We start from the raw sequence: 13,210 nt of genomic DNA on the forward strand, positions 1-13,210 counted from the left end.
GTGGAGAAAGCAAATGTCAGAGAAGACTCTGAATCTGATCAAAGAAAGCAACGCTAAATGGGTTGACCTGCGTTTCACCGATTCTCACGGTAAAGAGCAGCACGTAACGATCCCTGTTTCTGACATGGGCGATGACTTCTTTGAAGAAGGCAAAATGTTCGATGGTTCTTCTATCGCTGGTTGGAAAGGTATCAACGAGTCTGACATGATTCTGATGCCTGACGACAGTGCTACTCTGCTGGACCCATTCGCTGAAGCAACAACCGTTATCGTTCGTTGTGACATCGTTGAGCCAGCTACCGGTCAGGGTTATGAGCGTGATCCACGTTCTGTTGCCAAGCGTGCTGAAGAGTACCTGAAGTCTACTGGCATTGCTGATACTGCTATGTTCGGTCCTGAGCCTGAGTTCTTCGTATTTGACGAAGTTCAGTGGCACGCTGATATCAGTGGTTGTGGTTACACCATCGCCTCTGAAGAAGCTTCCTGGGCTTCCAGCCACAAAATTGAAGGCGGTAACACTGGTCACCGTCCACGCGTGAAAGGCGGTTACTTCCCTGTACCACCAATCGATTCCCTGCACGACCTGCGTGGCGCAATGTGTGACGCAATGGAAGCAATGGATCTGGTTGTAGAAGTACACCACCACGAAGTAGCCACTGCAGGTCAGTGTGAAATCGGTGTTGGTCCTAACACCCTGACTGCAAAAGCAGACGAAGTTCAGGTTCTGAAATACTGCGTACACAACGTTGCTCACGCTTACGGCAAAACCGCTACTTTCATGCCTAAGCCGCTGGTAGGTGATAACGGTTCCGGTATGCACGTTCACATGTCTCTGTCTAAAGACGGCGTTAACCTGTTCTCCGGCGATGCTTACGCAGGCATGTCTGAAACGGCTCTGTACTACATCGGTGGTATCATCAAGCACGCTAAAGCTCTGAACGCGCTGACTAACTCTTCTACTAACGCTTACAAGCGTCTGGTACCAGGCTTCGAAGCACCGGTAATGCTGGCTTACTCTGCACGTAACCGTTCTGCGTCTATCCGTATTCCTTACGTGACTAACCCGAAAGCACGCCGTGTAGAAACCCGTTTCCCTGATCCATCTGCTAACCCATACCTGTGCTTCGCTGCACTGATGATGGCAGGTCTGGACGGTATCCAGAACAAGATCCACCCTGGCGATGCGGCTGACAAAGATCTGTACGATCTGCCTGCTGAAGAAGCGGCTGAGATCCCAACAGTTGCCGGTTCACTGGAAGAAGCACTGGATGCTCTGGAAGCTGACCGTGACTTCCTGACTAAAGGTGGCGTATTCACTGACGACATGCTGGATGCGTTCATCGGTCTGAAGCGTGAAGAAGTTGCTAAAGTGAACATGACTACTCACCCGGTTGAGTTTGACCTGTACTACTCTGTATAAGTCGCGACTTAACTGAAGAAAAGCCTCCCTTGTGGAGGCTTTTTTTTGCTTTGCTGACAGGTTTTGGCTGAGAGGCTGCACCAGAATCGTGAAAGTGAGCGGGATAAGATTGTGCGTGGCGCACCATAATGGTGCGATCGTCTTTTCGAGCAGCTACACTGAACAGAGGCAAGCCCAGTAATACCGCTGGTTTGATAAAACTGGCGCGGCTTCAGAAAATTGGTTTGCTTTTTGCAGAAACAGGGCAGGGATAAAGAGAGCAGCCAGATGCCAAGAATAGAACTATACAAACAGATATTGGAAAACCTCTCTACGGCTGTGGTGCTGCTGGATGCCAGCATGCAGGTGGAGTACGCCAACCCCGCAGCGGAAATGTTACTTGAGGCCAGTCTGCGACGTCTGGCTCAGGTGCCCGTGTCGGAGTGGTTTTTGCCCGATGAAACAGGTTTTGCGGATCTGCAGGCCTGCCTGAAAAACAGTCATCCATATACCCGTCGCGAAGCCAAGCTGGTAACTCAGAGCGGTAATCATCTCACCGTGGATTACAGTATCAATCCACTGTTCATCTCCTCAGGACGACAACTGCTGATAGAGATTGAAGCGCGGGACCGCTTGATGCGTATTGAGCGGGAAGAAGATCTGTTATCGCAACATGAGACGGCCAGATCACTGGTCCGTGGTATGGCACATGAGATCAAAAACCCGCTGGGGGGGATTCGCGGCGCTGCGCAGTTGCTGGAGCGTGAACTTGAAGACCCCGCGTTGCATGACTACACCCGGGTGATCATTGAAGAGGCGGACCGGCTGAGAAATCTCGTCGATCGCCTGCTGGGACCAAGAACTCTGCCGAAAATGGAGGATGTGAATATCCACGCCATTCTGGAGCGGGTGTGTCACCTGATTCAGGCGGAAACCAAAGGGGCGGTGGCGCTCGTGCGGGATTATGACCCCAGTATCCCGGAATTTATTGGTGACTCAGAGCAACTGATTCAGGCCATTCTGAATATTTTGCGCAACAGTATGCAGGCGATGCAGGCGGCTGAAACTCCCCGACCGGAAATTCAGATCAAAACCCGGGCGCTGCGACAGATAACCCTGGGCGCCGAAAAGCACCGGCTGGCCTGTTGTGTTGAGATCACTGATAACGGTCCGGGGATTCCGGAAGATATCCTCAGCAAAATATTCTATCCGATGGTGAGTGGGCGAGCCGAAGGTACCGGGCTTGGGCTTTCCATCGCTCAATCCATTATTAATCAACACCGGGGACTGATCGAATGTGATACCCGTCCCGGTGAAACAAGATTTCAATTATTTATACCGCTGGAGCTGAACAATGAATCTGTCAGGTAAAATCTGGGTAGTCGACGATGACCGTTCGATCCGCTGGGTACTGGAAAAAACCCTGTCTGCCGAGGGGCTGATTACTGACGTTTTCGATAGCGCAGACAGTCTCTTATTGCGTCTCGAGCACGATGCTCCGGATGTGATCATCAGTGATATCCGGATGCCCGGGACTGACGGTTTACAGCTGCTGGATAAGATTCAGACCAGCCATCCTCAGGTTCCGATCATCATTATGACTGCCCACTCGGATCTCGATTCGGCGGTAGCGTCTTATCAGGGCGGTGCTTTTGAATACCTGCCCAAACCGTTTGATGTAGACGAAGCCGTGGCGCTGGTTAAACGTGCGCTCGCACATGCTATGGAGCAGCGTGAGCAGGTCGTTGAGCAGGTCATGGAGGAGAGCACTGAAATCATCGGCGAAGCCCCGGCGATGCAGGAAGTGTTCCGAGCCATCGGCCGCCTCTCCCAGTCCAATATTACCGTGTTGATTAATGGTGAGTCAGGAACCGGTAAGGAGCTGGTTGCCCACGCGTTGCACAAACACAGCCCGCGTCGTGACCGGCCGTTTATCCCGCTTAATATGGCGGCGATTCCCCATGACCTGATCGAGTCAGAGCTGTTTGGCCATGAGAAAGGGGCCTTTACCGGTGCAGCGGCAGCCCGCCGTGGTCGCTTTGAACAGGCGGATGGCGGCACCCTGTTTCTGGATGAGATCGGGGATATGCCGGCCGACGCTCAAACCCGTTTGTTAAGGGTGCTGGCGGATAGTGAGTTCTATCGTGTTGGTGGCCATACAGCGGTAAAGGTCGATGTGCGGATTATTGCAGCGACCCACCAGAATCTGGAAAAGCTGGTGCAGGAAGGGCGTTTTCGTGAGGATTTATTTCACCGCCTGAATGTGATTCGGGTACATCTGCCGAAACTCTCTGAGCGACGCGAAGATATTCCCCGTCTGGCGCGGCATTTCCTCAACTCTTCAGCCGAAGAGCTGAATGTAGAGACCAAAGTGCTGGCAGCGGATACTGAAAACTATATCTGTAACCTGGCCTGGCCGGGTAATGTGCGCCAGCTGGAAAACACCTGTCGCTGGCTGACAGTCATGGCCACTGGCCGTGAGGTGTTGATCGATGATCTTCCTCCTGAACTGATGGAACAATCCGGCAGTGAGGTGGTGGCCAGTGGTAACTGGGAGCAGTCACTGCGCAACTGGGCGGATCAGCAGCTCAGTCTGGGCCAGCGTTCACTGCTGGATAGTGCGGTGCCTGCCTTCGAGAAGATCATGATTGAAGTGGCACTGAAACACACCGCCGGACGTCGGCGTGATGCGGCAGAGCTACTGGGCTGGGGGCGAAATACCCTGACCCGTAAAATCAAAGAGCTGGGAATGGATGAAGGCAAAGCGGAGGATCACGAAGTGGCATGATTCGCTGCCTCGGGTTCCTGCTTTTCCTATATAATCCCTGCAGCTAGCGTTGCAGGGATTTTTTTATGTTACACGTCGTACTTTTCGAGCCGGAGATTCCGCCGAATACCGGGAATATTATCCGTCTGTGTGCCAATACCGGGTTTCAGTTACATCTGGTTGAGCCGCTTGGTTTTGATTTTGATGATAAGCGGCTCCGGCGGGCGGGGCTGGATTATCGCGAATTTGCGGCGGTTCAGATTCATCCTGACCTGAATCACTGCATTGAGGCGGTGGCGCCGCGCAAGGTCTGGGCGCTGACGACCAAAGGCACGCGTGGGCATACCGAGGCCGACTTTCAGGCCGGAGATATGCTGCTGTTCGGCCCGGAGACCCGGGGGTTGCCAGAGCGTGTGCGGGCGGAATTTCCATCTGAGCAGTGGCTGCGTTTACCGATGTGTGCTGACAGCCGCAGTCTTAACCTGTCCAACGCCTGTGCCGTGGTGGTGTATGAGGCCTGGCGGCAGTTGGACTTTGCTGGCGCAGCGCAACCCTGAGCCGCTATAGTAAAGCGGATTGGACAGAGGTACCTGAATGCAACATGCACTGATTATTTGCCGGATAGAGTCCTTTACTGCGGAGCAGGGCGGTGAATTACTCTGCCTCAATGCGGAAGATCACAAACAGCGTAGTATCACCCTTCAGGGGTATGCGGGTCAGCAGGTGAATGTGCAGACGCTGAAAAATCAGCAACTGCCTCTGGTTTTGCTGGCGGATAAACTGATCCGGGTAAGTGAGTCCCGACTCACGGTTCCGCCCACTGCACTGGTGAGTATTGTCCCGCTGCCGGCGGCGTCAATCGGAGAAATTCTGGATGCGGGCCGGGGTGGAGAGATTCTCGACAGCCTCGCGCTGAAAGAGTGTTAAAATCAGCGCCTCATTAAATTGTTGTTTCGATCAGGGGACGGGGCTCTCTGTGATACCCAAAAAGCTAATAAATCTGCTCTCAATCGGCCTTCTGGGCGTGATGCCCTGGTGTGTTTCTGCAGCGGAGCTGCATCCGGAAGTCAGGCAGATCTGCCAGCAGATTGGAAAAAAACTGGCCAGTGTTTCACCCGATGAGTGTCTCAGTCATCAATACGTTGCCCCCAGGTTTCACTCCGTTCGGGGACAGCCGATTCTGGAAACGCATTTCCCGGCCCGGAAGGGGAGTGAGGAAAGGGTGCCGCGGGTGCTGTTTATTGGCGGTATTCACGGTGATGAGTACTCCAGCGTCAGTGTGACGTTTAAGTGGCTGAATACTCTGAAAGCCCATCACTCCGGCGCGTTTGACTGGCACTTTGTTCCCTTGCTGAATCCGGACGGTCTGCTGCAGCGCAAATCGACAAGGGTCAACGCTAACCGGGTCGATTTGAACCGCAATTTTCTCCCTGCGCCGGAATTCCCGGAGCCTCTTGAACACTGGCAGAAACGCGCAAAGAAGCGTTTGCGCTATTTTCCCGGTCACGCGCCACTGAGTGAGCCTGAAAGCCAGGTGATTCATCAGTTGATTGATGAATACCAACCCACGGTAATCGTATCGGTTCATGCTCCTCATGGCATTCTGGATTTTGACGGGGGTATTCAGCCACCGAGAAAGCTGGGTCCCCTGCAACTACGTCAGTTGGGCACCTATCCCGGATCGTTGGGCAATTACGGCTGGTTTGTGAAGAATATTCCGGTAGTGACGATTGAGTTGCCGCACGCAGGCATCATGCCTGAGACGCGCGATATCGATCGTATGTGGACTGATCTGGTGCGCTGGTTAAATTATAAAGCCCGGGGGATGAGTAAGGTGGCTCAGGCCGGGGTAGTGAATTAGCAGACATAAAAAAACGGAGCCGGGCTCCGTTTTTTTATCGGTTCTCAGCGCGATTAGTGCTGCGCTTCTTCTGCGGCTTGCTGCTGCATCTGGCTCATCTGCTGAGCGTACAGAGCATCGAAGTTAACCGGAGACAGCATCAGTGCAGGGAAGCTTGCCTTAACAACCATGCTGTCGATCGCTTCACGTGCGTACGGGAACAGAATGCTTGGGCAGAACGCGCCCAGAGTGTGGTGCATCTCCTGCTCGCCGAGGCCGGAGATAGCGAAGATACCGGCTTGCTGCAGCTCAACCAGAAACGCGGTTTTATCTTCGTTTTTAACGGTTACGGTCAGGGTCAGTACCACTTCGAAAGCTGACTCACCGACCTGGTTAGTCTGGGTGTTCATCTCCAGGCCAACTTCAGGCTGCCATGGGCTCATGAAGATTTCAGGTGAGTTCGGGGATTCGAAAGAAGCATCTTTAATGTAGACGCGCTGAACCGCAAACTGAGGGCCCTGCTGCGCTTCCTGAGATGCAGTGTTCTGATCGTTCTCGGACATGACTTATCCTTATTTTTTAAATTTAGTTGGCGCTTAGCAGCTCATCCAGTTTGCCCTGGTGCTCCAGAGCAAACATCTCATCACAGCCGCCGATAGGGGTTCCACCGATAAAAATCTGCGGCACAGTATGGCCACCACTGAGGCGGGTCATCTCCTGGCGCTTGCTCAGGTCGCCGTCGACTTTGATCTCGGTGTACTCAACCTGTTTGTGATCCAGCAGCATCTTGGCGCGGATGCAGTAGGGGCACCAGGTTGTGGTGTAAATAATAATCTCTTGCATAGTATTTACTTAATGATGGGCAGGCTCTGGCCTTTCCATTCGGTCATGCCACCGGAAAGACGTACAGCCTTTTCGAAGCCGGCCGCCTTAAGCTTACGTGTCGCGGTACCGGCAGCCTGACCCAGATTGCAAACCACAATAATCGGACGCTCTTTGAACTTGGTCAGTTCATCCATGCGGCGGTCCAGATCGGACAGAGGGATATGTTTGGCATTGGTGATATGCCCGGTCGCCCACTCTTTTTTCGGACGGATATCAACAATGATCGCATCGTCTTTGTTGATCAGTTGGGTGGCCTGAGCAGGGGTAACTGCTTTGCCGGCTTTACTGCGTTCGAACAGGAGGAACATCACCAGGGTCAGTACCCAGGCGGCAACCATGAATGGGTGGTTGCTGATAAACTCGATATATTGATCCATTGCTAATCCAGATTAGGCCGAAATGGGCCGCTATAAATGCTTACAAAGGCGGACTAGTATACCTTGCGATTTTTGACGGGATAAGGGGAAAACCGCTCTAAAATTCTTAAATTGGTGGTTTTCTTTGTAACATGTCGGCAATGGTTAGCCTTGCCCTGCCTTTCCAAGTAAAATCCTCGGTTATTCATTTATCGGTTAAAGACAGAATCCTCTCGTTATGACAGCAAAGCGCGCAACCAAAGCTCTGATCATCCTTGATGGTTACGGTGTAGAAACTTCAGAATCCTCCGCTATTCAGGCTGCCAGTACTCCCGTCTGGGATAAGCTGCTGGCAGAGAACCCGAATTCCCGGATACAGACCTCCGGTATGGCGGTAGGTCTGCCCGAAGGGCAGATGGGGAACTCGGAAGTGGGGCACATGAATATCGGTGCGGGGCGTACTGTTTATCAGAACTTTACCCGCATCTCCAAAGCGATTGATGACGGTGATTTCTTTACCAATCCGGTACTGCTGGAAGCGATTGATGCGGCGGTCGCTGCAGATAAAGCGGTTCACGTAATGGGCCTGCTTTCTCCGGGTGGTGTTCACAGCCATGAAGAGCATATCTTTGCGCTGCTGGAACTGGCGGTGAAGCGCGGTGCGAAAAAACTTTATGTCCATGGGATTCTGGATGGACGTGATATGCCGCCGCGCTCTGCTGAGCCATCGATCCGGCGTACAGAAGAAAAGCTGGCAGAACTGGGCACAGGTGCGATCGCCACGCTGGCAGGTCGCTACTTTACCATGGATCGTGACAACCGCTGGGATCGGGTTCAGTTAAGCTACGACGCGATGACTCAGGGCAAAGCGCCTTGTCAGTCGGCTTCTGCATTGGAGGCTTTAGAGCAGGCCTACGGACGAGATGAAAACGATGAGTTTGTTCAGGCAACGGTTATCACCGATGCCAATGGGCAGGTACAGGGAACGCTGGCTGAGGGTGATGCGCTGATCTGTGCGAACTTCCGTCCTGACCGGGCTCGTGAAATCACCCGTGCTTTCACTGAGGGTGACAGCTTTGATGGCTTTAACCGGGAACAGCGTCCCTCTCTGCACTATGTGATGATGACGCAGTATGCAGCAGATATTGAAGCGGCCTGCGCGTACCCGCCGCAGCCGATCAGAAATGATCTGGGTGAATACCTCTCCTCGTTGGGTAAGACTCAGCTACGCATTGCAGAAACAGAAAAATATGCTCATGTAACATTCTTCTTTAACGGTGGTCAGGAAGAGGTGTATGCCGGTGAAGACCGGATTCTGGTACCTTCGCCGGATGTGGCTACCTACGACCTGAAGCCTGAAATGAGCGCGCCGGAAGTGACCGGAAAGCTGGTGGAAGCTATCCACAGCGGTAAATACGACCTGATCGTATGTAACTTTGCCAATGGCGATATGGTAGGACACACCGGTAAGTTCGATGCGGCCGTTAAAGCCTGTGAAGTGGTGGACGACAGTCTGCGTCAGGTGCTGGCGGCGATCAGAGAGGCAGGTGGCGAAGCATTGATCACGGCGGACCACGGCAATGTTGAGCTGATGGTGAACCCGGAAACCGGGCAGCCGCATACCTCTCACACGAACTGGCCGGTCGCTTTGATCTATGAAGGCTACCGAAATGAATCCATCAAATTGAGAGATGGTGCTCTCTGTGACCTGGCGCCCACCCTGCTGGCGCTGATGGAGCTGGAGAAGCCGGCAGAAATGAGCGGCTCTTCACTGGCCAACTGGTAACACAACAGATAAAAAGGGATAACATGTTATCCCTTTTTTCTTGATGCCATTTTCTATGTTAATTAATCGAGTGCTTTCAATCGGTTGTCTGCTGCTGATGCTTGTCAGCGGCCCACTGCTGGCTGCGGATAAGCAGCGCATGACCGAGAAAGAGCTGAAACAACTGAACGGGCGCATCAGCGCCCTGCAGAAAGACCTGCGCAAGCAGGAGGGCGAATCCCGCAGTCTGAGCAAGCAGTTGCGTGACAGTGAGCTGAAGATCGGCCGTCTGGCAAAGCAGATTAAAGCGCTGGACAAACAACTGGGCGGACTAACCAGCCACGCGGGGGAGCTTGAAGCAAAGCGTGATCAACTGAAGCTTGACCTGAAAAAACGAGCGGGGCTGATAGAGAAACAGATCGCCCAGCAATATCAGATGGGCAATCAGGCGCGTCTGCAACTGTTACTGACTCAGCGAGACCCTGAGCTGCTCGACCGGCAACTGCGCTACTATGACTTTGTAAATGATGCCCTGCGTCAGGATATGCAGCGCTTCCGCCAGAAGCTGACGGAACTCAGTGGTACTGAGCGAGAACTGAGTGCCACAGAGCAGAAGATGGTTGAAAAGCGGGCCCAGTTGAGACAGGAGGTCGCTGCTCTGCAGGGCTCGCAGAAAAAGCGTAAAGCGACTCTGGCGCAGTTGAAGAAGACCCTGTCTACTGATGAGAAGCAACTGCGGCAACTGAAACTCGACCAGAAACGTCTGCAGGCGGTGCTGAAAGAGATCGAGCAGAGCCTTAACTTCGCGACGCTGGTACCTGACAGTAAAGGCTTTAATCAGCTAAAAGGTAAGCTGCCCTGGCCGTTAAAAGGACGAATTAAACAGAATTTTGGTACCGTGCAAAATAATATCCGTTATGATGGAATCTGGATCGCTGCCCGGGAAGCGGCGCCGGTACGTGCGGTACATCACGGTCAGGTGGTTTTCGCTGACTGGTTAAGAGGATATGGTCTGGTGCTGATTATCGACCATGGCGCCGGGTATATGAGCCTCTATGGTTATAACCAGAGCCTGCTGCTGGAAGCCGGTGACTGGGTTTCTGCCGGAGATACGGTGGCGACTGTGGGCAGCAGTGGTGGTCGGGATCAGAGTGGTCTCTACTTTGCCGTACGCTACAAAGGCAAGCCCAGCAATCCGAAAAGCTGGTTGAAAAGATAACAAGGAATAGGAATCGTTTATGAAGTCATTCACTGGATTGGGCCGGGTGCAGCAAACAATGCTGGCTATCGCATTGGGGGCATCATTCACGGTTTCTGTTCATGCCACCCCGGAGCTTCAGGCTGAGGAAGCCCCGCTTCAGGAGAAAACCCTGCCGCTGGATGAACTGCGCTTGTTTACGGAGGTTTTTCAGCGGATCAAAACAGCCTATGTTGAGCCCGTGGATGACGCGACCCTCCTCGAGGATGCTTTACGTGGCATGATTGCCGGTCTTGATCCTCACTCCGCCTATCTGGAACCGGATGAGTTCGAAAATCTTCAGGCGCACACCAGTGGTGAGTTTGGTGGTCTGGGTATTGAAGTGGGTGTCGAGGATGGCTTTGTCCGGGTGATAACGCCGATTGACGATACGCCTGCCCAGCGGGCCGGCGTCAGAGCCGGCGATTTGATTACCAAACTGGACGATCGACCGGTGCAGGGGATGAGCCTGAACGAAGCGGTTGATCTGATGCGTGGCAAGCCCGGCAGTAAAATTGTGCTGACAATTGTCCGTCAGGGCGAAGAGAAACCACTCGAGATCGAAGTGGTAAGGGATATTATTCATGTGGCCAGCGTTCGCAGCCGGATGCTGGATGAGCAGTTTGCTTACCTCCGGGTCTCGCAATTTCAGGTGGATTCCGGCAGTGAGGTGAAAAAGCACCTGCAGCGTCTGCTGGAGAAAAATCCGCAGGGTCTGGTACTGGATCTGCGAAACAATCCGGGCGGTGTACTTCAGGCTGCGGTGGATATCAGTGATGCATTTCTCAATGAAGGGCTGATCGTCTACACCAAGGGACGTCTGGCAGAGTCTGAGCAGCGCTTCAGTGCCAACCCGGAAACGCTGGTACCTGAACTGCCGCTGGTGGTGCTGATCAATGGTGGTTCTGCCTCGGCTTCGGAAATTGTGGCCGGTGCACTGCAGGATCACAAACGCGCTGTGATCATGGGGCTGGATAGCTTTGGCAAAGGGTCGGTACAGACCGTACTGCCCCTGACCAAAGAGCGTGCCCTGAAACTGACCACCGCGCGATACTACACGCCGAACGGACGTTCTATTCAAGCTCAGGGGATTAAGCCCGATATAGAAGTTAATCAGGCGGAGCTGACTCTGTTGCAGGATCAACCTGCATTTATCAAAGAGCGTGATCTGAGCGGGCATCTTGAGAATGGTGACGAAGAGGCCGCGTTGAATGATTCCGGCAGCAGTAATCTGGCTTCCCGTGATTACCAGCTATATGAAGCTTTGAATCTGTTAAAAGCGCTGGTTATCGTTAAACGCTAGGAGCTTTTCATGCGTCAGGCACTCAACAGGATAGGTTTGCTGCTCGGCTTGCTGTTTGGCGTTGTCCTGCCTGCTGCTGCCTATGATGCTCCGTTGCTGGCGATTGTGATTGATGATCTGGGTGATAACCGGGCGCGGGGTATGGCTGCGGTGAACCTGCCCGGGGCCATTACCTATGCGGTTCTGCCACATACGCCGCATGCCCGCGAGCTGGCAATACGGGCACATCAACTCGGTAAAGAGGTGATACTGCATGCCCCGATGGAGAATAAATCCGGCCTGAGGCTGGGGCCGGGAGCGCTGACCCGGGGGCAGAGTCCGGCGGAGCTGCAGCATGTGCTTAATGGCAATCTTGATGTGATTCCCTACGTGGTAGGCATGAACAACCATATGGGCAGTATGCTGACCGAGCAGCGTGGCAAGATGGATCCGATCATGCAGGTGGTCAAGCAGCGTAACCTGTTTTTTCTCGACAGTGTGACAACATCCGATACCGTGGCCTGGAAGGTAGCGCATGAGTACGGGATTCCCTATCTGGTGCGTGACGTCTTCCTCGATAACCAGCGTAATCAGGCGTACATTCATAACCAGTTCAAGCAGGCGCTGTCGCTGGCGGTGAATCGCGGTCATGCAGTACTGATCGGTCACCCTTATCCGGAAACGGTGGCGTATCTGAATAAAGTCATCCCGATTCTGCAGCAGCTCGGGGTACGTCTGGTGACTGCGTCGGAACTGCTGAACCAGCGTTCGCGTACCCAGTTAATTCTGGCGCAGCCGACGCTTGATCCCTGCGATCATGCAGAAGGGCATTGTGATTCTCTGCCCGTGGCGGCTAAACGCTAGTCAGTATCTGCAGGCCATCCCCGATCAGTTTGATACCGACCATGACCGTGAGGGTTTCAAAGGCCCGTTTGACCAGCTTACTCCCCTGTTTTATGGCCAGATGGGCGCCCAGATAGGAGCCCAGTGTCGCACCCGCAAGCAGGGCCGGTAACCAATCCCAGCGGGGCGGTTGCTGCAGGGCAACGGTCAGCGCTCCGGTGGAGTTCCAGAACAGGCCAACCAGTATGAGTACATAGGTAACAGCGGTTTTGTAATCCAGACCAAACCAGCGCACCAGCCACAGGGTCACAAACAGGCCGGTACCAGACGTCAGGGAGCCGTTCAGCGCGCCGATCAGGAGCAGTACCAATCCACCGATAATCATGCCACGGCGATCCCGGTTACGGGGTTCCGCTTCTATGCCCAGGGTCTTTTTTCGGAATGAGTAGAGGCCAAGGCCGCTGGTGAGTATGCCAAGGCAGAACAGAGTCCAGCCCTCAGGGATACTCAGAATAATATCCGCACCCAGCACAACGCCGGGTAATCCACAGGCAAGAATATAACCGCAGAAGCGGTAATCCAGTTTCCCCTCCCGCCAGTGGCGCAGAGTGGCGCCTATGCCCAGTGCGACACTGGCAATCTTATGTGTAGCCAGTGCGGTGCTGAAGCTGAGGCCAAGAAATAAGAGAACGGGTAACTGAAGAAGCCCGGCGCCGCCGCCGGCCATCGCTGAAAGGCCGTTGGCAAACAGTGACAGGATAAAAAGGCCCAGATGTTCAGCAATCAGATCCATGGGGTAGTGTCTTCGTAAAGCAGGGAGAGTGGAGGGGGAGGCC

The 13,210-nt window shown here is 53.7% G+C and carries 14 protein-coding genes; 10 read left to right on the forward strand and 4 right to left on the reverse strand.

All coding sequences use genetic code 11. The features are described from left to right. Positions 1 to 13: 13 nt before the first annotated feature. The 6 genes from glnA to QUD59_RS11140 all read left to right on the forward strand — a co-directional run bounded on the left by glnA (position 14) and on the right by QUD59_RS11140 (position 6,027). Positions 14 to 1,420, forward strand: coding sequence for a glutamate--ammonia ligase (gene glnA / locus QUD59_RS11115; RefSeq protein ID WP_286237066.1), 1,407 nt, complete (start codon positions 14 to 16; stop codon positions 1,418 to 1,420). A gap of 267 nt (positions 1,421 to 1,687) precedes the next feature. Further along, on the forward strand, positions 1,688 to 2,770 hold the full coding sequence (gene glnL / locus QUD59_RS11120; protein ID WP_286237068.1) for a nitrogen regulation protein NR(II): 1,083 nt from the start codon (positions 1,688 to 1,690) through the stop codon (positions 2,768 to 2,770). Next, positions 2,754 to 4,187 carry a nitrogen regulation protein NR(I) gene (glnG, locus tag QUD59_RS11125; protein ID WP_286237069.1) on the forward strand — a complete coding sequence of 478 codons (1,434 nt, stop codon included), beginning with the start codon at positions 2,754 to 2,756 and terminating at the stop codon, positions 4,185 to 4,187. Before glnL ends, glnG begins: the two co-directional genes overlap by 17 nt. Before the next feature lie 65 nt (positions 4,188 to 4,252). Then, a complete protein-coding gene (gene trmL / locus QUD59_RS11130; RefSeq protein WP_286237070.1) occupies positions 4,253 to 4,723 on the forward strand; it encodes a tRNA (uridine(34)/cytosine(34)/5-carboxymethylaminomethyluridine(34)-2'-O)-methyltransferase TrmL in 471 nt (156 codons plus the stop codon). Positions 4,724 to 4,760: 37 nt separating this feature from the next. Continuing rightward, positions 4,761 to 5,093 carry a hypothetical protein gene (locus QUD59_RS11135; RefSeq protein WP_286237071.1) on the forward strand — a complete coding sequence of 111 codons (333 nt, stop codon included), beginning with the start codon at positions 4,761 to 4,763 and terminating at the stop codon, positions 5,091 to 5,093. A gap of 49 nt (positions 5,094 to 5,142) precedes the next feature. Continuing rightward, positions 5,143 to 6,027 (forward strand): M14 family zinc carboxypeptidase, encoded by an 885-nt coding sequence (locus QUD59_RS11140; protein WP_286237072.1) that lies wholly within the window; start codon positions 5,143 to 5,145, stop codon positions 6,025 to 6,027. 53 nt (positions 6,028 to 6,080) lie between these two features. Here the strand turns inward: QUD59_RS11140 and secB are convergent, their stop codons facing one another. Genes secB through QUD59_RS11155 form a run of 3 tightly spaced genes read right to left on the reverse strand, consistent with a single transcriptional unit; the run spans position 6,081 to position 7,268 of the window. After that, positions 6,081 to 6,569 carry a protein-export chaperone SecB gene (gene secB / locus QUD59_RS11145; protein WP_286237073.1) on the reverse strand — a complete coding sequence of 163 codons (489 nt, stop codon included), beginning with the start codon at positions 6,567 to 6,569 and terminating at the stop codon, positions 6,081 to 6,083. 22 nt (positions 6,570 to 6,591) lie between these two features. Further along, positions 6,592 to 6,849: a glutaredoxin 3 gene (gene grxC, locus QUD59_RS11150; protein WP_286237074.1), complete on the reverse strand. Its 258-nt coding sequence runs from the start codon at positions 6,847 to 6,849 to the stop codon at positions 6,592 to 6,594. 5 nt (positions 6,850 to 6,854) lie between these two features. Then, positions 6,855 to 7,268 carry a rhodanese-like domain-containing protein gene (locus QUD59_RS11155; RefSeq protein WP_286237075.1) on the reverse strand — a complete coding sequence of 138 codons (414 nt, stop codon included), beginning with the start codon at positions 7,266 to 7,268 and terminating at the stop codon, positions 6,855 to 6,857. Positions 7,269 to 7,485: 217 nt separating this feature from the next. Here QUD59_RS11155 and gpmI point away from each other — a divergent pair, with 217 nt between their 5' ends. From gpmI to QUD59_RS11175, 4 genes are read left to right on the forward strand one after another with little or no spacing between them, the layout of a single operon-like run. Further along, a complete protein-coding gene (gpmI, locus tag QUD59_RS11160) occupies positions 7,486 to 9,033 on the forward strand; it encodes a 2,3-bisphosphoglycerate-independent phosphoglycerate mutase (protein ID WP_286237076.1) in 1,548 nt (515 codons plus the stop codon). Between the two features lie 55 nt (positions 9,034 to 9,088). Beyond that, a complete protein-coding gene (locus QUD59_RS11165) occupies positions 9,089 to 10,231 on the forward strand; it encodes a murein hydrolase activator EnvC family protein (RefSeq protein ID WP_286237077.1) in 1,143 nt (380 codons plus the stop codon). Positions 10,232 to 10,250: 19 nt separating this feature from the next. Beyond that, a complete protein-coding gene (locus tag QUD59_RS11170) occupies positions 10,251 to 11,552 on the forward strand; it encodes a S41 family peptidase (protein WP_286237078.1) in 1,302 nt (433 codons plus the stop codon). Positions 11,553 to 11,561: 9 nt separating this feature from the next. Then, positions 11,562 to 12,395 carry a divergent polysaccharide deacetylase family protein gene (locus QUD59_RS11175; protein WP_286237080.1) on the forward strand — a complete coding sequence of 278 codons (834 nt, stop codon included), beginning with the start codon at positions 11,562 to 11,564 and terminating at the stop codon, positions 12,393 to 12,395. On the opposite strand, the gene QUD59_RS11180 is transcribed toward QUD59_RS11175, so the two are convergent. Then, entirely contained in the window at positions 12,385 to 13,167 is a 783-nt protein-coding gene (locus tag QUD59_RS11180) for a sulfite exporter TauE/SafE family protein (protein WP_286237081.1), read from the reverse strand. The two genes, QUD59_RS11175 and QUD59_RS11180, sit on opposite strands and share 11 nt — an antisense overlap. Between the last annotated feature and the right edge of the window lie 43 nt (positions 13,168 to 13,210).

This window comes from Neptuniibacter halophilus (assembly GCF_030295765.1).
GTDB classification, from domain to species: domain Bacteria; phylum Pseudomonadota; class Gammaproteobacteria; order Pseudomonadales; family Balneatricaceae; genus Neptuniibacter; species Neptuniibacter halophilus.

What these genes read in the sequence shown, in the direction of transcription:
- QUD59_RS11175 (WP_286237080.1), top strand. Translation starts at nt 11,562, where the DNA reads ATGCGTCAGGCACTCAACAGGATAGGTTTGCTGCTCGGCTTGCTGTTT.
- trmL (WP_286237070.1), top strand. Translation starts at nt 4,253, where the DNA reads ATGTTACACGTCGTACTTTTCGAGCCGGAGATTCCGCCGAATACCGGG.
- gpmI (WP_286237076.1), top strand. Translation starts at nt 7,486, where the DNA reads ATGACAGCAAAGCGCGCAACCAAAGCTCTGATCATCCTTGATGGTTAC.
- QUD59_RS11155 (WP_286237075.1), bottom strand. Translation starts at nt 7,268, where the DNA reads ATGGATCAATATATCGAGTTTATCAGCAACCACCCATTCATGGTTGCC.
- QUD59_RS11170 (WP_286237078.1), top strand. Translation starts at nt 10,251, where the DNA reads ATGAAGTCATTCACTGGATTGGGCCGGGTGCAGCAAACAATGCTGGCT.
- glnG (WP_286237069.1), top strand. Translation starts at nt 2,754, where the DNA reads ATGAATCTGTCAGGTAAAATCTGGGTAGTCGACGATGACCGTTCGATC.
- QUD59_RS11135 (WP_286237071.1), top strand. Translation starts at nt 4,761, where the DNA reads ATGCAACATGCACTGATTATTTGCCGGATAGAGTCCTTTACTGCGGAG.
- secB (WP_286237073.1), bottom strand. Translation starts at nt 6,569, where the DNA reads ATGTCCGAGAACGATCAGAACACTGCATCTCAGGAAGCGCAGCAGGGC.
- glnL (WP_286237068.1), top strand. Translation starts at nt 1,688, where the DNA reads ATGCCAAGAATAGAACTATACAAACAGATATTGGAAAACCTCTCTACG.
- grxC (WP_286237074.1), bottom strand. Translation starts at nt 6,849, where the DNA reads ATGCAAGAGATTATTATTTACACCACAACCTGGTGCCCCTACTGCATC.
- QUD59_RS11165 (WP_286237077.1), top strand. Translation starts at nt 9,089, where the DNA reads ATGTTAATTAATCGAGTGCTTTCAATCGGTTGTCTGCTGCTGATGCTT.
- glnA (WP_286237066.1), top strand. Translation starts at nt 14, where the DNA reads ATGTCAGAGAAGACTCTGAATCTGATCAAAGAAAGCAACGCTAAATGG.
- QUD59_RS11180 (WP_286237081.1), bottom strand. Translation starts at nt 13,167, where the DNA reads ATGGATCTGATTGCTGAACATCTGGGCCTTTTTATCCTGTCACTGTTT.